The organism is Candidatus Defluviibacterium haderslevense (assembly GCA_016712225.1).
Lineage (GTDB): Bacteria > Bacteroidota > Bacteroidia > Chitinophagales > Saprospiraceae > Vicinibacter > Vicinibacter haderslevensis.
Map to the genome: position 1 here is coordinate 4716418 of JADJRL010000003.1, position 22767 is coordinate 4739184.

18 protein-coding genes and 1 tRNA gene are annotated in these 22767 nt (G+C 33.9%); 6 read left to right on the top strand and 13 right to left on the bottom strand.

Annotation, left to right across the window (positions count from 1 at the left end; translation table 11 throughout):
• Window positions 1-8 precede the first annotated feature (8 nt).
• Both IPK88_18455 and IPK88_18460 read right to left on the bottom strand, forming a co-directional pair.
• Window positions 9-2282 carry a gliding motility-associated C-terminal domain-containing protein gene (locus IPK88_18455; GenBank protein ID MBK8245415.1) on the bottom strand — a complete coding sequence of 758 codons (2274 nt, stop codon included), beginning with the start codon at window positions 2280-2282 and terminating at the stop codon, window positions 9-11.
• A gap of 109 nt (window positions 2283-2391) precedes the next feature.
• Window positions 2392-3591, bottom strand: a complete 1200-nt coding sequence (locus IPK88_18460; protein MBK8245416.1) for a homogentisate 1,2-dioxygenase — start codon at window positions 3589-3591, stop codon at window positions 2392-2394.
• Between the two features lie 135 nt (window positions 3592-3726).
• Here IPK88_18460 and IPK88_18465 point away from each other — a divergent pair, with 135 nt between their 5' ends.
• Entirely contained in the window at window positions 3727-4203 is a 477-nt protein-coding gene (locus IPK88_18465) for an OsmC family protein (GenBank protein MBK8245417.1), read from the top strand.
• An 836-nt stretch (window positions 4204-5039) separates the two neighbouring features.
• On the opposite strand, the gene IPK88_18470 is transcribed toward IPK88_18465, so the two are convergent.
• Entirely contained in the window at window positions 5040-8252 is a 3213-nt protein-coding gene (locus IPK88_18470; protein MBK8245418.1) for a PKD domain-containing protein, read from the bottom strand.
• 573 nt (window positions 8253-8825) lie between these two features.
• Window positions 8826-8898: transfer RNA gene (locus IPK88_18475), tRNA-Met, on the bottom strand.
• 205 nt (window positions 8899-9103) lie between these two features.
• Between IPK88_18475 and msrA the strand changes: the two genes are divergently transcribed.
• Window positions 9104-9652 (top strand): peptide-methionine (S)-S-oxide reductase MsrA, encoded by a 549-nt coding sequence (gene msrA, locus IPK88_18480; protein ID MBK8245419.1) that lies wholly within the window; start codon window positions 9104-9106, stop codon window positions 9650-9652.
• A complete protein-coding gene (locus IPK88_18485; protein MBK8245420.1) occupies window positions 9630-10034 on the top strand; it encodes a methionine-R-sulfoxide reductase in 405 nt (134 codons plus the stop codon). Before msrA ends, IPK88_18485 begins: the two co-directional genes overlap by 23 nt.
• Here the strand turns inward: IPK88_18485 and IPK88_18490 are convergent.
• The 3 genes from IPK88_18490 to IPK88_18500 form a co-directional block, all read right to left on the bottom strand.
• Complete coding sequence (locus tag IPK88_18490; GenBank protein MBK8245421.1) at window positions 10005-10799, bottom strand: 1-acyl-sn-glycerol-3-phosphate acyltransferase; 795 nt, start codon at window positions 10797-10799, stop codon at window positions 10005-10007. The genes IPK88_18485 and IPK88_18490 overlap by 30 nt on opposite strands.
• 3 nt (window positions 10800-10802) lie before the next feature.
• Entirely contained in the window at window positions 10803-12911 is a 2109-nt protein-coding gene (locus IPK88_18495; GenBank protein ID MBK8245422.1) for a thioredoxin domain-containing protein, read from the bottom strand.
• A 269-nt stretch (window positions 12912-13180) separates the two neighbouring features.
• Entirely contained in the window at window positions 13181-14383 is a 1203-nt protein-coding gene (locus IPK88_18500) for a T9SS type A sorting domain-containing protein (protein MBK8245423.1), read from the bottom strand.
• A gap of 123 nt (window positions 14384-14506) precedes the next feature.
• Here IPK88_18500 and IPK88_18505 point away from each other — a divergent pair, with 123 nt between their 5' ends.
• Window positions 14507-14701, top strand: coding sequence for a hypothetical protein (locus IPK88_18505; protein ID MBK8245424.1), 195 nt, complete (start codon window positions 14507-14509; stop codon window positions 14699-14701).
• Window positions 14688-15194 carry an asparaginase gene (locus IPK88_18510; GenBank protein MBK8245425.1) on the top strand — a complete coding sequence of 169 codons (507 nt, stop codon included), beginning with the start codon at window positions 14688-14690 and terminating at the stop codon, window positions 15192-15194. The genes IPK88_18505 and IPK88_18510 overlap by 14 nt, the downstream gene beginning before the upstream one ends.
• Before the next feature lie 237 nt (window positions 15195-15431).
• Here the strand turns inward: IPK88_18510 and IPK88_18515 are convergent, their stop codons facing one another.
• On the bottom strand, window positions 15432-17813 hold the full coding sequence (locus tag IPK88_18515) for a choice-of-anchor B family protein (protein MBK8245426.1): 2382 nt from the start codon (window positions 17811-17813) through the stop codon (window positions 15432-15434).
• A gap of 127 nt (window positions 17814-17940) precedes the next feature.
• On the opposite strand from IPK88_18515, the gene IPK88_18520 reads away from it, so the two are divergent.
• Entirely contained in the window at window positions 17941-18711 is a 771-nt protein-coding gene (locus IPK88_18520; protein ID MBK8245427.1) for an enoyl-CoA hydratase/isomerase family protein, read from the top strand.
• Window positions 18712-18735: 24 nt separating this feature from the next.
• Here IPK88_18520 and IPK88_18525 read toward each other — a convergent pair whose 3' ends face one another.
• The 5 genes from IPK88_18525 to IPK88_18545 all read right to left on the bottom strand — a co-directional run bounded on the left by IPK88_18525 (window position 18736) and on the right by IPK88_18545 (window position 22764).
• Window positions 18736-19287 carry a hypothetical protein gene (locus IPK88_18525; GenBank protein MBK8245428.1) on the bottom strand — a complete coding sequence of 184 codons (552 nt, stop codon included), beginning with the start codon at window positions 19285-19287 and terminating at the stop codon, window positions 18736-18738.
• A 423-nt stretch (window positions 19288-19710) separates the two neighbouring features.
• Window positions 19711-19926, bottom strand: coding sequence for an AtpZ/AtpI family protein (locus tag IPK88_18530; protein MBK8245429.1), 216 nt, complete (start codon window positions 19924-19926; stop codon window positions 19711-19713).
• 15 nt (window positions 19927-19941) lie between these two features.
• Complete coding sequence (locus tag IPK88_18535) at window positions 19942-20376, bottom strand: polymer-forming cytoskeletal protein (GenBank protein ID MBK8245430.1); 435 nt, start codon at window positions 20374-20376, stop codon at window positions 19942-19944.
• A gap of 128 nt (window positions 20377-20504) precedes the next feature.
• Entirely contained in the window at window positions 20505-21581 is a 1077-nt protein-coding gene (locus IPK88_18540) for a PorP/SprF family type IX secretion system membrane protein (GenBank protein MBK8245431.1), read from the bottom strand.
• Between the two features lie 103 nt (window positions 21582-21684).
• Window positions 21685-22764, bottom strand: a complete 1080-nt coding sequence (locus tag IPK88_18545) for a trypsin-like peptidase domain-containing protein (GenBank protein MBK8245432.1) — start codon at window positions 22762-22764, stop codon at window positions 21685-21687.
• Window positions 22765-22767 lie beyond the last annotated feature (3 nt).

Below are 22767 nucleotides of genomic sequence, written 5' to 3' on the forward strand. Positions count from 1 at the left end.
AAAATAAATCAACGAATAAGGGTAAGCATTTTTTTCTCACTGACTGGATTGGAGCGATTCACTTTATAATTCAAAAGATATGGATATGCTCCAGATGGGACTTCAGTACCTGAGTTATTAAACTTGCCATTCCAACCAACTTGAGGATCTGATGAGTGAAACAGGACTGAACCCCATCGATCATAAATATTTAATGAATAATATTCCAAAGAATGAATATCACCTACAGGCAAAAAAGTCTCATTGTCTCCATCACCATTTGGTGTAAATGCGTTTGGCATAAACAATGTAAACTTATGTCCTACAAACACATCAGCTTCTAAAGTATCCGTACACAAAAATTGATCTGAAACAATTAATTGAATATGATGAAATCCTGTATCTTTTAAAATTAAAGTGAGATCCTTATCATAATAATAATCCTTTCCATTTACAATCCAAGTTCTACCTAAGGTCAATTTTGAAACATCATTTAATTGTACAATAGGATCTTTAATATCCAACACATTTCTATCGATCATCCATTCTGCTGTAGGTGGTGGATAGACCTGAACAACATTGGTAAAAGTTCCTTCATTGTAACATCCTATGGGTGATGTGACTTCTAATTTTAGATCATAATTACCTATCGAATCAAATACATGGTCGACTGAAATACCCTTAGCCTCATCACCATCACCGAACTTCCAATTAAAGGTGTAGCTATTATCAGTCGGGAATGAAATATTTCTAAAATTAACTTTCAATGGAACACAGCCAGCTTTTATACTAGGCTCAAAAATGACTACCTCGGGAGAAGGATACCAAACAAGTGGTTTTTGAATTTGGTTGACACACCCAAAATTATCCTTTATTTGTAATTTAATAGTATAGCGATCCGGGTAGACATATTGAAGATCAACGTTTTTCTGAAATCCCAAAAATCCATCACCAAAATCCCAATTCCAATTTGTTATCGTGCTATAACTTGAACTGGAAGTATCTCTAAATTGTACGGGACCAACATGACAACTATCATAAGTAAAACTAAAATCAGGTTTTAAATCATTGATTACATTAGCCACAAAATTCACGGTATCACTACAGTTTGTCCCAGGATTCAAAATAAATCGACCATTGTGAAGCCCGCCTTCTTTAAATTTAATAGTAGGATTCCAAACAGTTGATGTTTCTATTTGTCCGCCATTCTCATATTCCCAAAGTATATCTGAAATAAATTGTTGTTGATAGCTGGAATTTTTCATAGTAAGCTGATCTGAATTACACAACAAAATGGACCGGTCCTTTTTTCCCATTGGAACACCATTGTCAAGTTGTGCCACAACAGTGCCTGTGCAACTGGCCACATTAAATTGAAAATCACGTCTGACCGTTGATAACAACACCCCACTTCTATATTCAGAAACACAAACACTAATTACAAATTGACCAATTAAATCAGGTTCTCCGGTAATTTCACCGGTAATCGAATTAATAGTCATCGGTGGATTACCTGTAACAGGGAACAAATATGAATAAGTAGGAGCTCTAAAAGAAACTTCTGTAAATGGAGGGGGACAATCTGGACTTGGAATGGTAGCAGAACAACCACTACCACCACTTCTACCCCCTCCAGCAAGAGGAGGACAAAAACTATATATTAATAAATCCCCTTCCTTATCTGTAGCTGCATGATCAAAACTAAAGGGTTCATTTACGCAAATAACTGTAGGGGGAAAGTTTTTGAATCTTGGACTACTTCCACAGGTTTTTTGTGCTTCGGGATGAATTGAAACAGAAAAGGTTATACCTGTAGCATCTGGCATTTGAATATTTGAAATTGTACTATTTCTACAACACCTTTGCCAAACGACCACATATTCTTGATTAATAATCGGAAGCTCTACATCATAATAATAGTCCCCTTTTTCAACACAAATATCAGGTGGTAATATCAAACATGGGTAAATGGGAGGATCTACTAAAGTTGGTCTATTTTTTAGATTATTTATACTGTATTCCGGGTTATTATTTTGTTTGGTATTGGTATATGTTCCATTGGCATTCTTGCGCCAAATGGTGAAACCTAAGGGTTCATCAAATCCTGCAGCATTACTTTGGGGTCGGCAATCTCTATATAAAGTGATATAAATTCTATAAATTCTTTTAGTAGTATCTTTCCCTGCATTACCATAACCCATACACTCATAATACATCTCACCTCCGATAATATGTGCTCCAAAAACACCTGATATCTTTAAAAAAGAGAATAAAACACAAATTACAACTCTGGGAAATCTCATTTATTCGAGTTTGATTTACATAGTAAAGATACGCGCGAAATGCTATAAAAGTTGCGAAAAAGGATCTAAAAGATTAAATGAATAACTTTCAGGTATCTTATTAAATATTTTATGAAGTAATGGTATTCATTTGGATACCACCTTCCCCAATCTCATGACTTAGCCAACTCAAATAATAATTTGGGTCTTCAATGTCAACTGCATATTCAGTCATCAATAGGGGCTTAAATGTATCAATCATTACTGCAAGCTCTTTAGTTTCTTTAGCACCTATACTTTTCTTTACCGTACCTGGATGAGGACCATGGGGAATACCTCCCGGATGCAGGGTAATCATTCCCCTTTCGACATGTTTTCGACTCATAAAGTCTCCATCAACATAATAGAGTACTTCATCACTGTCAATATTGCTGTGGTTGTATGGAGCTGGGATGGCTAAAGGATGATAATCATAAAGTCTGGGAACGAAGGAACAAATAACAAAATTTCGTCCGTCAAAGGTTTGATGAACCGGTGGCGGTTGATGTACCCTCCCTGTAATCGGCTCAAAATCATGTATCGATAATGCAAATGGATATACATATCCGTCCCAACCAATAACATCAAAAGGATGATTTAAGTAATGATAAGGATAGATGATGTCCTGCTTTTTAATATAAAGTAAAAATCTGCCTTGTACATCATGAGTCTCTAATGTAGCGGGTTTTCTTATATCTCGTTCACAAAATGGAGAATGTTCCATCAATTGGCCAAAATCATTGCGATACCTTTTTGGAAAAGTAATGGGTCCTGCTGATTCAATGATCATGATTCTGTTGGAAGATTGATTAAAATGAAACTGATAGATAGTTCCCCGAGGGATTACTAAATAATCACCATAAGCAAAATCAATATTTCCATACATGGTCTTTAAAACTCCGGTCCCTTCATGTATAAATACAACTTCATCTGCATCCGCATTTTTAAAATAATATTCTGTCATACTTTGGCTAGGAGCTGCCAATGTGATTTTGCAGTCATCATTAACCAATACCGGTTTTCTACTTTTTAAATAATCAGATTCAGGTTTAATATGAAATCCTTTTAAACATCTATGCTTAAGCTGTTTATCATGGATGGTTTTTGGCGCTATTGAAAAGGGTTCTTCTACCTGGAGGATTTGAGTAGGTGCATTACAATGATAGAGTAAAGAAGCCAAATCTGAAAATCCTTCGGTTGAAAACAATTGCTCAGAATAAAGCTCTCCATTGGGTTTTAAAAACTGAGTATGACGTTTATGAGGAATTTGACCTAAACTATAGTAATGCATATTATAAAATTAGTCACAAAAATAGTGATATAATCTATCTTTTTAATCGATATTTACACCAGTCACTTGGCCTATTATCAATACAAAATAAGCATTTAGCCTAGTCGAAAAAAAAGTATCATTTAAAATTTTCCAATGAATCGAGAATTAAGCTATCAACTGGAATTAAAATGGACAGGTAATACGGGAATCGGTACTAAAACTTATACGAGTTATGAAAGGTCCCATGAAATTAATTTCAAAAATAAACCTTTATTGAAATGTTCGTCAGATCCACATTTTAGAGGAAACCCAAATCTTCACAATCCAGAAGATTTATTATTATCGGCCATTTCATCTTGTCATATGTTGTGGTATTTGCACTTGTGTTCTGAGGCTGGTATTATCGTTATGGATTATTTAGATCATGCCATTGGAATTATGACCGAACTTGAGAACGGGAGTGGTCACTTTAAAGAAGTGACATTAAATCCGCAAATTGTTATTACTGATTTGACGAGAATTTCAGAAGCAAAGGCGTTACATCAAAAAGCTAATGAAATGTGTTTTATTGCCAATTCGTGTAACTTTCCTGTCTATCATAATCCGACATTTACAGAATCTAAGCAATAAGTTGTTTAGGATTATGGTTAGATTCATACATCACTTGAAAAAAATGCAATTCTAATTTTATTATCCTAGATTTTTGTTACAAACTAAAATTCAAAATAGCTTGATATTCGAGCTGCCAAATTTTAGGTCAAAATCATTTTCTGGGGAGCAAGGTATTTTAATTTTATTGATTCCTAATCTAGAAAGCAAATTTTTAGTCCTGATAAATTATATGAAACCCATAATAAATAGTCTAAAATTAAACAGACCATATTTACTAATCGAACCAAATGCGCTTTAGTATGATCGATATATGGCAGAGGAGTACTTTGTATTAACCTCTATCTAAACCACTACTTCCATGGTATCTTAGTTGGTACCAAACCTACCCTATAGGCGTACATACTTGCTGTATACTTGTGCCTAAGGTCATAGAGGCGTATGATTCAAATACTGATTCATTTGGACAACATTTTAAAAAATATCTAACAAGATCATTAATAATACACCATATCTGTAATCCGCCCTCCATATTTATGCTGGCCAAATTCTATTTTTGGAAAATTAAATAAATGTCTTCTAATTATTAAATAATAATTTAGAAATATCGAACGAATTCAGCCTCTGATGTTATCCTCTCCATGTTAAAATAAAACCACCTCACTACATAGGTTACTTGCTAATCAATTTCCATTAATTTATGGTATCGATTATGTTTTCAACTCGCGTTAGTCACCAATTATTTAGGCTAAGCTAATATTTTGATTATATGCTGAAGTAGGACATTTTTAATCAAAAAAAAACTGATCATATATTGTATGATCAGTTTTTTTTTATTTGAATCTGAATATCCAGAATTATCTAGCTATTGTAATTTTTCGAATCGTAAAATCATCGGTCTCTCTTACTTTTATAAAATAAGCTCCCGACTCAATGTGGCTGATATTAACCGAAGTAACATTTCCATTGGTTTGACCTGATGCCAATTCCTTTCCTGCTAAATTTACCAATGAATATGAAATAATATGAGCTCCTTCAATGGTAATGATATCATTAGCAGGATTTGGATAAATATTAACCGTATTGGATAAAGATGCTCTTTCGTCTAACTCTTGATTATAAAATCCACCAATTTCAGATATTTTTGGTCCTTTTTTCTTTGGACGATCAGGACATAATACCGGAGAAATCACTTCGATGTATTTAATCTTAGTCGATGCGTTAGATCCATTATTATTTTTTACAGTCAATTTTACAGTGTACTTTCCTTGTTTATTAAATGTAACAACTGGATTTGCTGTTGTAGATACAAGTGGTGAACCACCTTCAAATTGCCAACTCCAATCATTTACGTCTACTGAAGATTTATTTTGGAAATTGACTTTGAGTGGCGCACATCCTCTGATAACATCAGAACTAAAATTAACTTTAGGAATCAAGTAAACTGCTATTAATTGTTCAAATGTTGATACACCACAACCGTTTTCCACAGTCAATTTAACTGTAAATTCTCCTTCAACACCATAATTATAATTTGGTGAGGCAAGCGTACTTGTTCCTTTTCCGTCTCCAAAATCCCATAAATATTTAGTTCCGTTGATACTGTTATTTGTAAAAAATCCTGAGAATCCGGTCACATTGCTTTGGAAATTAGAAACCGGTAAATCTTCAACCGTTATATATTGAGTTGAAGTAATAGAATCAGCTGCCTGAGAATTTGTAGCAACCAATTTTACATCAAAAGTTCCAATTGAATTATAAACCACAACCGGATCCCGATCTGTACTTGTGGACGGGGTTCCACCTGGAAATGACCAGACGAAATCAGTAGAACTAACAGAAGATGTGTTTTCAAAATTAACTGTAAATGGTATGCAACCCTGTTGAGCTTTAGTGGTGAAACTAGGTACCGGTGTATTAAAGATCGTTAATTTTGATTTTACAACAGTGTTACCACACAAGTTAGTTGCTGTATAAGTCACATCATACACTCCTTCTTTAAACGTATGAGTTGGATTAGGATCTGTGCTTAGGTTACTTCCATCTCCAAAATTCCAAGTATGCGATTTAGCATTAGTAGATTGATTTGTAAAATCAACAATAAAACCTTTGGTATTTGAAGTAAAAGCAGCTATTGGTAAGCTATCAATGGTGATGTACATTTCTTTAGTGCGTGAAGAACTAAATTTTGTAGAATTAGCTGTAAGCTTCACTTTATAAATACCTGGACGCGTATATTTTATTATTGGATTTTTTAGTGCAGAACCTGAAGGTGTTCCACCGGGACAATCCCATGTCCAGTTGGAAACATTATTAGATGAAAGATCTTTAAAATGAATCACCTTTTCAGCACAACCCCAAGTTGTATCAGCTTCGAAATCTGCAAAGACTGGCGCAAATGCCGCAACTTTTTTCTTGATTTTTGTAGATCCGCATTCATTAGTTACAGTAAGTTCTACATCATAATTGCCTTCTTTCTTGAATTCATGGATAACATAATCCCCTTCTTCTTTAGGGCTTCCATCCCCAAAGTTCCATTCCCATTTTTCACCACCTATGGACCCATCAAAAAATTCAAAAAACAAATCGCCACCTGCATTTCCATATGAAAAATTCGGCAATGGAACATCAATAACTTCTATAACCGCAGGAAAAGTCATTTTCTTACTACATCTAGGATTTCGAACTTCAAGGGTAACTTCATATACTCCTTTATTAGTATAAGTTATAACCGGATTTACCGCTGTTGACGTCGCAGGAGTTCCTCCTGGAAATTGCCATTCATAAGTTACACCATAGGTTGATTGATTTGTAAATTGAACCACCAATGGACGACACCCTCTAGAAGGAGTTGCTTTGAATTTAACATCTGGAACTGCATTTGGTGTGGAACATGGCAATAAACATCCAGCATTAAAGTCAGTATACATTTTTATACTTTGATTGGACGCAATAGACCAAATGGTTGATCCATTTACAGCAGGATCCATAATATAGCCTCCCGGTGCATCATGTTGAGCCGAAAAATTATGACCCAATTCATGAGATTGAGTCTGTCGTGCTATGTTTGATGAATTAGAAAAATGACTGCAAACATTGTATCGATTTCCTGTACATACTGCATTCAGAAAAGCTACTCCTACGGCACCTGAGGTGTAATTAAAAGTCCAGGCAGTCGCAACAGCATAACCACCACTAAATATTACTGGACCAGCCATCTGAAATATATTTAAATGGGTAAAAATATCTGTTGTTGTAGCCCAAGGATCTCGTAAAATGTCATCAGGTGCAAATAAATCTGTTATCCCATAAAAGTATTCATATTGGAGATCCTGACCTTCCCAATCTGTTTGAGTTAAATTCAAGAATCCTGTCATAACAGCTTCTGCCATTGCCACACTACCCGTTAATCGAACAAATTTATAATCGCATGCCAAAGCAATGGGCACATCAAAACAAGCCTTATTTCTTGAATCATTTGGGTTCACTTCACTAGGATCATGATCATGGCCAAATTTTTCGACTTGTTCTGCACCACAATAAACTCCGGCTACAGGAATGATATCTGCAATTTCATAGAATGTAAGTCTACCATTTGCGTTCATGGATTGATTAATCATGGTAGGTTCTAAATAGTAGGTTTCACCATCGACTTTATAAGCCAATAGAAAGTAATTATCCGCTATGGTTAATGCTGCAATGCCACCACCATCCTCAAATACAGATCCTCTAAATGTTCTAATTGATGGGTTTATGTCATAAACAGGAGCATTAGGCGTCGGACTTGTTCTTAATTTAGCCGTCGGCTTGAACATGTTGTATTCGAAAAATTGCAATTTGACTTTCCGATTGTTCAAATTTAGCTCCATTTCAATACTTTGCTGAGCTTGAGATTTAACTGCCAATTGATTTTGAATGGCTTTGATGTCCAGCTGGTACTCTTCACACCTTCTGAATTTAGCTCCCAATTCAGGGCTATTGACTAGTCTTTCCGGAGTGATAATAATATCCTGCCCAAAAACACTAAACGAAAATAAAATAAATAAAATAGTTGAATAAACTGTTTTCATATGATTCTGTATTTGTTAGATTCGACCTAAAATTAAATCTAAATTGTTAAATTTTAAAATAAACTCTTTTTTTAATAATCTATTTTTAAAACTTTAACACTTTGAAAATGACCAAATAAGTTAAATTTAAATTCATTATATTGAAATTCAATTTCTTACATATATTTAAAAACAATCTTCAAATAAATTTTCTCAAATTTATATTTTAACTTAAATTTAAAAATGGATACACTAAATGACCTTATGAAATCACATTGAATTGCATTTAACATCATTTTTTAGAATTAAACTAAAAAAGAGTAGAACCATGAAAAATGTAAAAAATATTTTCTGTTATTTAATTTAAGATCAGAACAAAAGCAATCTTTTTAGTGTGATGCATTAGTTTATATTTGTCAACTATTAAAACAAGCAGATCAAAAGAAAATGGTTTATTGCCAAAAATCAAAGCTTACAAAATATTAAGATGCAGCATAGCATATTATTTTTTTTAAAAAATTAAATCAAAGCCAACTTACATAAAATAAAAAAGCCTGTTAAACAATTCAATTGTAAAACAAGCTTTTTCTTTTGTGGCGGAGGCAGGACTCGAACCTACGACCTTCGGGTTATGAGCCCGACGAGCTACCAACTGCTCCACTCCGCGATATGAGGCCGCAAATATACAACTAAAAACATTATTTTACTAATTTATGTTATCTATGTTATAACTTTAATTTCACAAACAATCCATGGGTCTAAATAAAATAACTTTTTTTCTAATTGTAACTTATTTTTTAATAACGGGATGCCAAAATTTTCAGACAGAAAATCCTAAAAATAAAATTCCAATGAATCAGTCAACTAATCATATGATAGAAAACAATGTACTGGATACGGCCTATTTTGGAGCTGGTTGTTTTTGGTGTGTTGAAGCCATATTCCAAAATATTAATGGGGTAATCGAAGTGGTATCCGGATATATGGGTGGCGACATTAAAAATCCTTCATATCGCGAAATATGTACTGGCACTACAGGACATGCTGAAATTTGTAAAATAACATTTGACACAACTCAAATCAGTTATTCTGAATTGTTAGAAATTTTCTGGACTACACATGATCCAACCACATTAAATAGACAAGGCGCAGATCGAGGTACCCAATATCGATCTGTTATCTTTTATACAAATGACACCCAAAAAGAATTGGCAATGCAATCCAAACAAAATGTTGCTCCAACCCTTTGGGATCAAGCTATTGTGACAGAAATTACACCTTCTAGTATTTTCTATCCCGCAGAAGATCACCATCAAAATTATTATAATGAAAATACTGAAGCCTATTATTGTCAACTCGTAATAAATCCAAAACTTAATAAACTTAAGGAAAAATTTAATGCTAAACTTAAAATCCACTGAAATAATGGACAAGCCAAAATACAATAAATTAACCGAAGAAGAAGCCTATGTTATATTAAACAAAGGCACTGAAAATCCATATACCGGTAAATTTGAAAACCATGCAGCAGATGGAGTTTACGTCTGCAAACAGTGTAACACACCACTATATCATTCAAAAGATAAATTTCATTCGGGCTGTGGTTGGCCAAGTTTTGATGATGAAATACCTGGAGCAGTCAAACAAATACCAGATCGTGATGGCAGAAGAATAGAAATTGTTTGTGCTGTTTGTGATGGACATTTAGGGCATGTATTTGCAGGGGAAAGATTTACTCCAAAGAACCTTAGGCATTGTGTAAATTCCATTTCATTAGACTTTATTCCTAAGGCCGGGGAATAAATCTTTTTCTGACCAACTTTTTTGAAATAGGGTTAATTGATCTTGTATTAATTCCTGTGAACGTTCAGTTAAATACATAGCATCAGTGCTTGCTATTGGATCAAAAAAATGGATATTTATGATGGTTTTAAGTTTAGAGAACGTAATTAAAAATTGAATTAGCAAATGATCATGTATCCAAAAATCACGTTTAGGATTTTGTAATTCCATTGCAAAAGGCACTACATGAGCATTAGTTTCTGCCGCCGCTTCAAAGGATCCTTTTTTGAAGGGCAACATAAGCCTATCTACACCAACGGTTCCTTCCGGAAACAAAACAATAGATAATTTTTCTTTTAAATATTTTGATATTAACTCCTTAGCAGATTTCCTGCTGCCTGAATCACTTCGTTCTACAAATATAACCCCTGATAATTGGGCTCCTAGTCCTATTATTGGATATTTCGCAACTTCTGCTTTACTGACTGCATAACCATTTTTGACAAAAGAATAAATGATAACAGGATCAATTAATGATCGGTGATTTCCTACATATAAAGTACCCGGAGTTAAATCAATATTCCCATTTACATGCAATTGAATACCAAGAATTCGGATAGCGATTTTGCACCATTGAGTTCTTAAAAAAAAACCATGGGATTGATTGATTAACCCTAATTTAATTAAAAGAAAACCTATACCAACAAATAAAATTAAGCTAAGAACCAACAACACTAATCTCAGTGCTCCAAGTAAAAAACTGAGATAATACAATAGAGCGCGCATGGTCTATTGTATTAATTGCAAGGCCTCAGGCACTTTTTTTACGGGCAACTTACAAATTTTATTTCTGCAGACATAAATAAAAGTTTGACCTTCCTGTTTCTTTTCTTTGAGTAACTCCAAAGTTCCTTCATTCATTCCACCTAATAATATGACACCTGGAGTATAGTTTCGTACCCATTCATTCCTCAAGTCTGCACTTTGTTCTCCAACTATGGCGACTTCATAATATGGCTTAACAAAAGTGCCCAGAATTCTAACCCAATTGGAATAATATGCCGGAGCGTTAATTGCAACATGAGATATTACACCATCAAGCATTTTTTCACTTCGATCGAGATAAGTCTTATCATAATAATACAATCCCAATCTGTGCAATACGTCACACATTACTGAATTACTTGAAGGAATAACCTGATCGTCCAATTCAATTTTTCGTGTTAAGAGTTGTGGATCTAAATTGGAATTCATGTAAAAAAACAAACCGTCCTTGTCAGAAAAATGATTCATCACATAATCTGTCCAAAATTTGGCTTGCTTCAAATAAACTTCATCAAAAGTCAATTCGTAAATTCTTAAAAAGGCATCAATAGAAAATACATAATCTTCCAAAAAACCATTGATGGTTTTGTTGTTATTGTGAAAGTTACGATACAATTTATGATCTTGATCCATTAATTTACTAGTGATCATTTGAGCGCCTTTTACGGCTAAATTCAGGTACTCCATATTACCAGTGGCGCTGTATGCATCCGCATAAGCTTTAATCATCATTGCATTCCAGGAAGTTAATACTTTATTATCAAGTCTTGGTTTTACTCTTGAACTTCTCTTCGCCAACAATTTAGCATAACTGTCATTTAATATTGTTTGTAATTCAGCATTCGTCTTATTATATTTTTTAGCGACTTCAGAAACTGAAGCAGATTGAAATAAAATGTTGTTACCGTGTTCCCAATTCCCGGCCTCAGATAATTTATGTAAATCAATTAATATATTCAGGGGTTCACCAGCTCCAATTACCTGCTTTATTTCCGCGAGAGTCCAGACATAATATTTCCCTTCTACGCCTTCTGATTCTGCATCATATGAAGAATAAAAACCCCCATCAGGACTTGTGAAATTGTTTTTTATAAAATCTATAGTTTGGATTAATGTCTGTTTATAAAGTGGATTATTCGTTGTTTGATAAGCATAAGACAATACACTTATCAATTGCGCATTATCATACAACATTTTTTCAAAATGCGGAACCCGCCACACTGGATCGGTGGTATATCTTGAAAAACCTCCTTCTATAATATCATAAATTCCGCCTGCAGTCATTCTATTCAATGTGGTTTCAACGAAACTGAGTGCATCCGTATTTTTATACAGTTGTTTTTGCTCCAACATCATCCTGAGTAAAGTTGGCAAAGGAAATTTTTCATTTGATTTTCTCCCTCCATTGATTTCATCTAAATCAGGCTTTACTTTATTAATTAATTCAGTTAGCCTGGATGCAGTAAATTCTTGCTTAGTACTTAAATGTATACTGGAATAGTCTACATCTAATTTGTTATTAATCGAACGGGCCATTTTTTCTAATTCATTTGGATCTTCAGCATAAACACTCTGAATGTTTGTAAGTAATTTCAACCACTCATCCTTTGTCAAATACGTCCCTACCCAAACAGCTTGTCCATCCGGTAATGTTATGGCATTCAAAGGCCATCCACAACCACCATTTTGATTGATAACTTGGCAAGCGGTCATGTATACATTATCAATATCTGGTCTTTCCTCTCTGTCAATTTTTATAGAAATAAAATCACTATTCATGATTCGACTTACCGTGGTATCACTAAACGATTCTCTTTCCATTACATGACACCAATGACATGAAGAATATCCGATACTTACGATCATTAATTTTCGACTTTCTTTAGCCTTCTTCAATGCCTCATCTTTCCAAGGATACCAATCCACTGGATTATGAGCGTGTTCTAATAGATATGGAGAAGTCTCGTTGATTAAATGATTTCCTTTTTGGTTATTTCCAAGATGAGATCCTTTATTAATACAAGAAAAAATGAAAATACTAAATAAAAGTATGATATAGAGATTCAGATTCATAAAAATTCAGGTCGAATTAACAAATAACAATATAATTACAAGATGAAATCTTAAGATTTCAAAACGAAATCTCATAATAAACCTTGAAAAGATTTAAAAGTTTCTACAATAATTGATTTTAGAAAAAAACTATGTTAATAATAATCTAAATCAATTCGTCATGCCAAAGCAGAATCCTGATTTATTTAAAAATAGAATTAAGGAAATGATTTAATGTAACAACCATTTAATACTACTATTTAACCTTCATCAAAAAGATAGAACATCCATTAGGCTTTAACGAATTTAAACATTTCGGGTTGGCCACCTGATCCAGAATTTATAAGTAATAAATAAGTTCCAAAAGGTAATTTTTGGATATCAATTTCTAATTCTGATCCATTGGATTTAATTGAAAAATCTCTATCTAATAATTTTTGACCATCTAGTTTAAAAATACTTACGGAATATGTTGTATTCGTACCATTATCGATTAATTTCAATTTGATGGTTTCATGAGTTGGTACCGGATAAATAAACTCTGCAACCAATGAATTGGACCCTGACTTTACACTAATGATGGGTGAGTATATGAAAGATTTATCTCGATCTATCATCTTCAATCGGTAATAACAAGTTTGATTTATATCCTTATTATCAATACATATCATTTTATGTTGAGATTGCTCAGCATTTGTTTGTGGAAAAAAAGAATTAAAAGAATTTACAAAGGAACTTTGATAATTACTTCTCTTTTCCAATTCATAATGTGAAAAAGATTCATCCGCTATTCCCGTCCAACTGATCACATTCTCTTTGTTTTGCTTATAGGCTTCAAAGCTGATTAATTTCAAAGGAAGTACCAAACCGCAGACGATAATTGTACCATTTCCATTTGGCCCACCTGTAGAAGCTACAAACTCATCCCCATCGCAATCTTGGTTCTCCCAAGCTCCAGTTGTTCCATCTCCGGTTACCGTTATTACAGGTCTTAATGTTGTTGCATTACCACATTCAAAAGTTGCACTTAGACAAAAGGGTAACAAATCAGGAAATAAGGCCTTTGGTGTTCCAAATCCACTATCCCCATAATTATTTGTAGGATTCCCATCACCATCGTCAACATAAAAACCTGGTCCTGGCAAATCGAAACTTCGAGCGTGCAATGAATCAATAAAAATCCATTTTCTGAAACCGTGTTGTGTATTTTGCTCTCCAGAAACACCCTGTACAACTCTAACACCAGGAGGCATATTATCCCAAGAAATAAAAATACCATGAGCCCAATTGGTACTGGATTCAAAAAATTGATTTAAGTTAAAACAAAAATCATAGGTAATAGTACCCATAGCCGGATCCTCATATGTTCCTAACCCTGACGTAGCTTTTACATTTGATATCGATAAAACACCATTTGCACATTGCGCATACGATTGATTTAGATGAAATGCCCATATAAATAAGACAATTGGCACTAGAACTAATTTTTTCATAAGGGTTGGATTTCTATATTAAAGTCTAAAAAAGATAGTCTTAATTGTTATATCGATCCAAAAAACATGCCAAATGAAGAATTTGCCTTAAAATATTAGTCCTTTTTTATATATTTAATGAGAATGTTAGCCGTTACTTGGATTAAAAAAAGTGATTACGAGGATCATAAACGTACTGATATAGATCAATCATTAGATATCGATCATGGAATAGTTACTAATTCGATCAATTTTTATACTTTTGGTCAACCAATACATTTAACCTATCTAAGTGGTATTTTTAGGATCATAAAAAATTCAACTCTTGGCGGAAAATAATTTAATTCAAATTTACGTAACTGGTGGCACCTTTGACAAAGAATACAATTTTGTCAATGGTCAGCTATTTTTTAGAGACACTCATTTACCTCAGATTCTTGAACTAGGACGTTGTTCTCTAAATATTGATATAAAAACCCTCATGATGGTAGACAGTCTCGAAATGACAGATTCAGATAGAGAAATCATCATTCATAATTGTGTAAAATCCCAAGCCAGACAAATTTTGATAACTCATGGAACAGACACCATGGTTATTACTGCAAAAGCTATTGCCGAAGCCAAAATCGAAAACAAAACCATCGTTCTAACTGGTGCTATGATTCCTTATGCTTTTGGTTCTTCGTCAGATGGGTTTTTTAATTTAGGGAGTGCCTTGTCATTTGTTCAAACACTCAGTGATGGTGTTTACATCATTATGAACGGCAGATATTTTGAATGGAATAAAGTCAAGAAGAATACCAAAACAGGTTTTTTTGAAGACATTGAATAAGTGATGGAACATAGCTGATTGAACTCATTGATAAAATTTGTATTTATTTATCACAAATAGGTTCAACAGTGCTTTTTGATCCTTGCTACCGATAAATTTCAAACTTTTTATTAAGCATTTGTTGACATCAAACAAAAATTTATGGAATCTAATTCTATGAAAAAAAAGACACTATAAATAATAAAAAGAGGCGTCAAATCTAAACTTAACACCTCTTGCTTTTTATAATAATTCCATTTAAATTTTTACTAATCTTATAGTTTTCGATTGTTTGTTACCTGATTTTATTTTTGCAAAATAAAGGCCTGAGGCCAATGAATTACCAATAATAATTTGACCTTGAGATGCATGCAGAGGATATGATTGAACCAATACTCCATTTGTATTGATAATGCTTAATGTAGCTGATTCAAAAGCATCAATATTTTGAAATTTGATTTGTGTAGAATGATTAAAAGCAGCAGGTGAAGCTTGCAACTCAATATCCTGATTAAGATGTTGAGTAGTTACAGGAGACCCTTCAACCACTAAAAAACCATCTAAACCACCTTCAAGTAAATGTCCTGGTAAATCATCTGAAATATTAAGAATTAATTTCATTTTATTGGAAGGTGTGATTAAAGATTTTACATCAATATTGCCACTAAAAACCCATTTGGGTTCGTTTTTATTTATTTCTTCTATCGGAACTACAGAAACTCCGCCATCTGATAAATTTATGGTCATTCTGTCATTTGGATTTCCTGTTCCGCCTGCATTTCCAAACCATCTGTAATAAGTAATAATTGGTTTATTATAAGTACTTAAATCCATTTCTGGTGAGGTCAAAATCGTTACCCCTTCATCCACATCTCCATCCACTGCCATGCCTGCTCTATTTTCAGTAACATAACATTGGTGACCAAAATCTTTATCAATATCCAATTCCGGAGCGAATAATTCATTTTTATAAGTTGTACCTATTGGTTCCGCTCTTTCCCATCTACCTGCAATGGCTGTACCTGAAACAGTCCAACCCTGGTCAAAAATAAAATCATCTTGATATCCTTTTCTTAACAATACCACTATATCTGCTGAAGGTTGCTTAGAATCAAAATCAATACTAGCATGCAAATACCCCCATTTACCAGCTACTACTTTGTATAAAATGGTATCCTGATAAACTGGAAATAAAGCTTCTCCCTGTACACTAGTATTGCCATTGACCGCCCAAATACTATTAAACATTGCAATCGATGCCCCTTCAATAACTTTCAAAGTTTTAGCATCTTTAACAATAACTTTTTGAGTTATCAAATTTCTACGTGGTACTAATTGAACATCTTTAATCGTGATTTCGCCATTCTTTAGAATAACTTCAACCGTTTTTGGAAAATAATCCGGTGAATCAAAAACAGCTTGATAAGTCCCTGCAGTTGCATATCCTGTTTTATAAATTCCTTTTAAATCGGCTTCATCACCATGTTTTCTTGGGGTTAATAATTTAATTTTGGTCCCACTTATCGGAAGTCCGGTAATCGTATCGGTTACCAACCCTTCAAGGTAACAAGCCCTTACATAAGTAGGTTTTATTACAAAAAAACCACCATCAATATCTGAAGCTACGATGGTACCGCTAGGAAGATAAGGACTAACTCCCCAACAACCTCTAAACCCTTCACCTGTTCCTTTATAGGTATCAACACTACCTACCTCTACCAAATTATCCGGCTTATGCGCGTCAATGATCTTAACACCATCAGTATAATACGCAGTGACTAAATAACCGTTGATATACCTGGTATTGTGAGGAATAACGCCTTGATTTTCCGTGTCCTTAGGTCTGTATTTGTCCAAAAGACGAATATTGTTAAAATCTGAGATGTCAAAAGAGGCCACATAAGCGTCAGCTCGTTCATCTGTAGTAAAAATATATTTGTTATCATCAGAAGGCCATGCGTTATGTGTAAATTCTGCAGGTGTTTTGACTGAAGCCATTTCTACGGGTGCTGCTGGATTTTTAACATTCCAAATACTGAGCAAACCATCATAAACATCAGATGTAAACATGGTATCTCTTCTAATAAAATTGTCATGACAGTATCTCTTAGTCTCAGAACCGATATATTTAGGAATTTCCGGGTTTGGTTTTAAATCAAATAACAACACACCTCGCCAATCCCCACAACCATTTAAACTAAGAATTCCTTTTTCATCCACAAATACCGTGTGACACGTAGATAACACTTTCGTAATATTATTGGCTGTTACAGTAGGGCTCCAAAATTTTCCTGTTATTTTAGTTGGAGCCTGTTTCATATTGATAATAATAACACCATCAGATTTGCTGTCCGTGACTGCATAAATATATTCGCCATAAAAAAAGACTTCTCGCCATATCGTATTTACTCCAGGAAATCTAAAACGCTCTATAGGCTTACTTGGATCTTCCAAACTATAAACAACCAAGGCATCGGTATATGCCATAGCCGCATATTCTATTCCATTTTTACCCAGATAATGCCATATTCCACTACCATTTCCCTGCACATGGGCAATAATGCTCATATTTAAATCACCATCTTGTGCAAAACTCTTAATGAAGGTCAAAACCCAAACTAAAAAAATATATTTTTTCATTATTTTTTAACTATTTGATGGTAAAATTAAACAAATTATTTGATTTAAAATAAATCAACATTCATTTTGGGACTACATTCCTAAAAGTACCGATAATTACTCATCTTTGCGCTCTTAAAATTCAAATATGGAACTCATAAAGCATGTAGAAAACGGGATATATTTCATTACAATCAATAGAGAGTCATCACTAAACGCATTAAATAAAAATGTAATGCATCTATTAGAATCTGCTATTCAGGAGGTTAATGACCATATCCACGAATACAAGGGTGTCATCATTACTGGTAGTGGACCCAAGTCATTTGTTGCAGGAGCAGATATTACAGAATTATTAGGATTGAGTCACGCTGAAGGTGAAGCACTTTCATTAAGAGGGCAAAAGATTTTTCAAGATATTGAACGACTAAGCATACCCGTTATTGCCGCTGTTAATGGATTTGCATTAGGTGGAGGTTGCGAATTAGCCATGGCGTGTCATATGAGGGTAGCTTCTGAAAATGCAAAATTTGGGCAACCTGAAGTTAATCTTGGATTAATACCTGGTTATGGTGGTACTCAACGTCTTATAAGATATATCGGAAAACCAAAAGCATTTGAACTTCTTTTGACCGGAGATATGATTAATGCTGAAGAAGCTTATCGATTGAATTTGGTTAACTACGTTGTTCCAATAGGCTCTGAAATTAGTAAATCCATAGAAATCATAGAAAAATCAGCTAAAAAAGGACCACGCGCTATAGCTAAAGCCATTGAACTCATGAATGAACATTACGATTTTGAACGTGATGCCTTTGCACATGAAGCCAAATTATTTGGCGAGCTTCTTGATGAAGAAGAATCACAAGAAGGTATTCAAGCATTTATCAATAAAACCAAACCCAATTTTAGACGATAATTAGAAAAACTCAATCTATAAGGTCTAAAATCTATATGCTAAGCTTAGTGCGAGTAAGTTAGAATTAAAATCCAGGCCTGCTGAAAGACTTGTGTTTGCTGTATCTCCTTCTATCAAGTTGATATTCGTGTTGATATACATATTAGGCAGTGTTTCAATACCTATAATGAACTTACCATTAAGATCATACATAAAACCAATGATATAGCCAACAAAAGGGTTTATCCTAATACTTCTTAATTTTGAATCTCCTGAAAATCCAAAAGTTAATCCCGGTTCCCAACCATGATATAAATAAAAGTCATTGGTTAAGGATATCCGTTTTTCGGTACCAACAGACATAGATGCTAACAAACTATAGGTATGGACATCATTGAGCTTACTAAAATCAATTTTACCGGCATTTAAACGCAGTCTTGTATACTTATTTTCAGTTTTTTCTTTTTTGTAAACAAATGAATATCCACCCGAACCTCCCATTCGGATTCCTACTTCTTTATGTAAGGATTGGGAAAAGCCATTATGATAATTAAATAAAATCAACATTCCGAAAATAATTACTAATTGATATTTCATATTTCAAGTTTTAATTCGTGAGGTAAAAAACAAATTGAATTCAAATTATAATCTAATATACCTTGCTCATTTTCATTAGGAAATAGGTTTCATAAATGGTAAATATTAGATAAATAAATAAGCTTGGCAAAATGATTTCCTGTTTAATCAAATGCCACTTTTGGATCGCAACAACTATGATGGCAACGAATAGAAATATTTTAAAAAAAACAGAAACCAAAAAGACACGACTAAATAAATACAAATTTTTTGAATTTCTAATTCGACTGGAAACAATAAATAGAATCAAGCAAAAGAGTGTAAAAAAACCTACAACGCCAAACAAAAAATTCAATGAACGGGGGTCGGATGGATTAAATAACCCTAGCACGATAGACGATAATAATGCTGACAAAAAAAGAAATAAAGTAAATTGATAAAACTTCATTTTTTGGATTTATTTAGATCAAAATAAATCCAAAACATCAAGGCCACAAACAACAAGCCCTCAATAATTACAGTACACCAAGGCTTATTTAAATTAAATTTATGGTCCAGCCATTTACCTAAGATTGCTCCGACTGCAAGAGTTCCAAATAATTGAAACGCCAATCCAGAATATTTCAAATAGGCATTGGTTTTGGATGAATTTGGGAGCATGGGCAAAAGAAAAAATTAATTAAGGTTGTTTTCATTTTTTGGGACCGGTGTTGAAGGACGAGCTGAAATCTGAGAGGACATTTTACTGACTACATTAAATTTAGCTCCCGGTGCCACAGATAATTTATCTGTATTAATCTCACCTTCTACATTTGCTGTTTCTTTTATATGAAGCAAATCTTCGATAAAAATACTGCCCCGAAACTGTCCTTCAATAACTGCATTTTGAGCCTTGATTTCACCTTCGATTTGTCCTTTTGGGCCTATAATGACTTTTCCTTTACAGATTAAAGTACCTTTAAGAAATCCATCAATCCTGATGTCACTTTCTGCGGTTACGGTACCCTCAACGGTGGTCCCAGCGACAAGACTATTCAATGCTCCCTGACCAGGAATTCCTGGAATTCCTTTGGATTGTTCTTTGTTATCGTTTGATTTATTTCCAAACATGGTTTACTATTTTTTGAGAACTTTAAAATTACTATTTCTTTTTCAGATTGGTGTAAATTATTTTTGATCAAAAAAAAACACCCCAAATTTGAGGTGTTTCATATCAATAAATTGATTATTTTATAAGGTTAGAAGTTTGGACAATAGATTCCTCTATGTTCAGGACTACAAATATTATAGATAAATGATAACTCGAAAGCATTATTCGCTCCGCTAGCTTTACGCAGTCTTGAAGTATTAATATCATAACTTAAGCCAATACCGTATTTATGATAGTCAAATCTAGTAGATAAGATTAAAGCATCCATGAGCACACCACCTTTTTTATCTGTTGTCTGCTCAATGAATGATTCCTTATTAGCCAATCGTGCCCAAAGTCCAAGCTGGAACGCTTGTTCATCATATTTAGACTTACTCATGTTAAATCTGAAACTTGTGCCCGCATTTAATTGCCAGTGAGGTCCCTGGAAAAAGGATACTATACCAGGAAGAATACTATTCTTACGATCTATTGCGAAGTCACCACCTGCATGAACTGTTAATTTAGAATATAGCGGAGAGGCTACGAAACCATTTCCTTTTCTGTAATGATTTTGTAATGGTTCATTCAAGTGACTGAATGCACCACCGATGTAATAATTATTTTTTTTGTCCAAAACTGAAAACCACAATAGACCTACCGATATATCAGCAAACAAGAACCCCTGATCAATGTCTAATGGTTCACCAGAAATAGTTGTTTGATTTGGGCCAGCTGAGGTGATTTGTGTTCCCCAAATAGCATTTTGAAAGTTTACGCTTCTTTGGTTAAGGCCCGCTTCACCTCCAAATACCAAATAATGAGAAGATGTTCTGGACCCAGCCATTCTCTTGCTGTAAGATCCAGACAATTTGAATTGAATGGTTGCAAAGTCTAAAGATCCTGCTTTATCACCCCAGAAAGTACCACCAAATCCAAAATAATCATATCTACCAACAGGAATCTTTTGGTCGAATGACAAATTATAGGTGTTAAATGAATTGGATTTCAGAATCGGAGCCCATTGATTTCTATAATTCGCTACAACTCGCATTTTGCAATTCATAACCCCGGTAAGTGCGGGATTTAAATTCAAAGGAGACATATAGAATTGTGAAAAATGGATGTCCTGAGCAAATAAGCCCATGTGACCACATAATAATGTTATTAACAGCAATCGCTTCATACCTACTAGTTTACTAAAGCATAAATATATAGCTTTACTTTCAAAAAACGTTCCTAAATTTATCATATTACAATACATTTATTTTATTCATATATATAACATCTTAATTTTTACGAGGCAAAGCCCCTAATTCATGAATTAATTGGTCATCATAAATATTGGCTAACTCAAACAAATTTTTTATGGTTAGCTGTCCAATTTCAGGTTTAAAGTATTGATCAAATAAAATCATAGATAAAATGATGTCATTATTATTGATTCCAAAGCTAAGACCCCTCAACTTGTGATTTTGTTGCAAGAGGAATGTATAAATTGGTTTTATTTTTTCTTTAGGCAAGCTACATATCGATGCATCCCCAGCTATCATGCCAGATTCTTCATGATAACTGAGTAAAATTTTTGCAGAACCATTGATGATTTCCCAACTATTGGGTCCTCTACGTGTAAGATTTATGGAATATCCCAAATTCGATATGGTCTCTTCGATCTCCCTTTTTATACCTTTGGGTTCATAATCCGCGATCTGACTGATCATTTTAATCCCTGAGCCACAAAAAGGGCAATACTTCAATTCAGGATTGGGTTCAAAGACCAAATTACCACAAGAAATACACCGTACCCCTAAGGCATTGGGTTGTTTCTTAAACTCCTGAATACATTGATCCAAATAATTGACCGGTAAAGAGAATCCAATGTTTTGTCCATTTTGAATAATAAAGGTATTTACACCTATGACTTTACCTTCATTATCAATCAATGGCCCCCCACTATTACCAGGATTAAGGGCTGCATCATGTTGTATATAATCTATCTCATTTTCTTTGTGGGCTATATTAGATATGATACCTTGAGTGGCAGTGTATTTGAGCCCAAAGGGATGCCCAACTGCTAAAACGGTGTCCCCTTCTATGATTGACTTTTGATGATTTAAATAAATATTCGAAAACTGATGGACTTTTGGAGCTTTTATAAAGGCCAGATCATACATTGGATCTAAATAAATAACGGGACATGTCATTCTTGTCACACCTTTACCTTCAATGACGACCTCTTTATTATCTTTTACTACGTGTTCATTCGTTACAATCAAATCAGGCTCGGCCAGATAGAATCCAGTTCCTATAGAATAAGGTGTGGCTATCTGAATCACGGCATCCTTATATGCTTCAATTATTTGTTTCAAAGA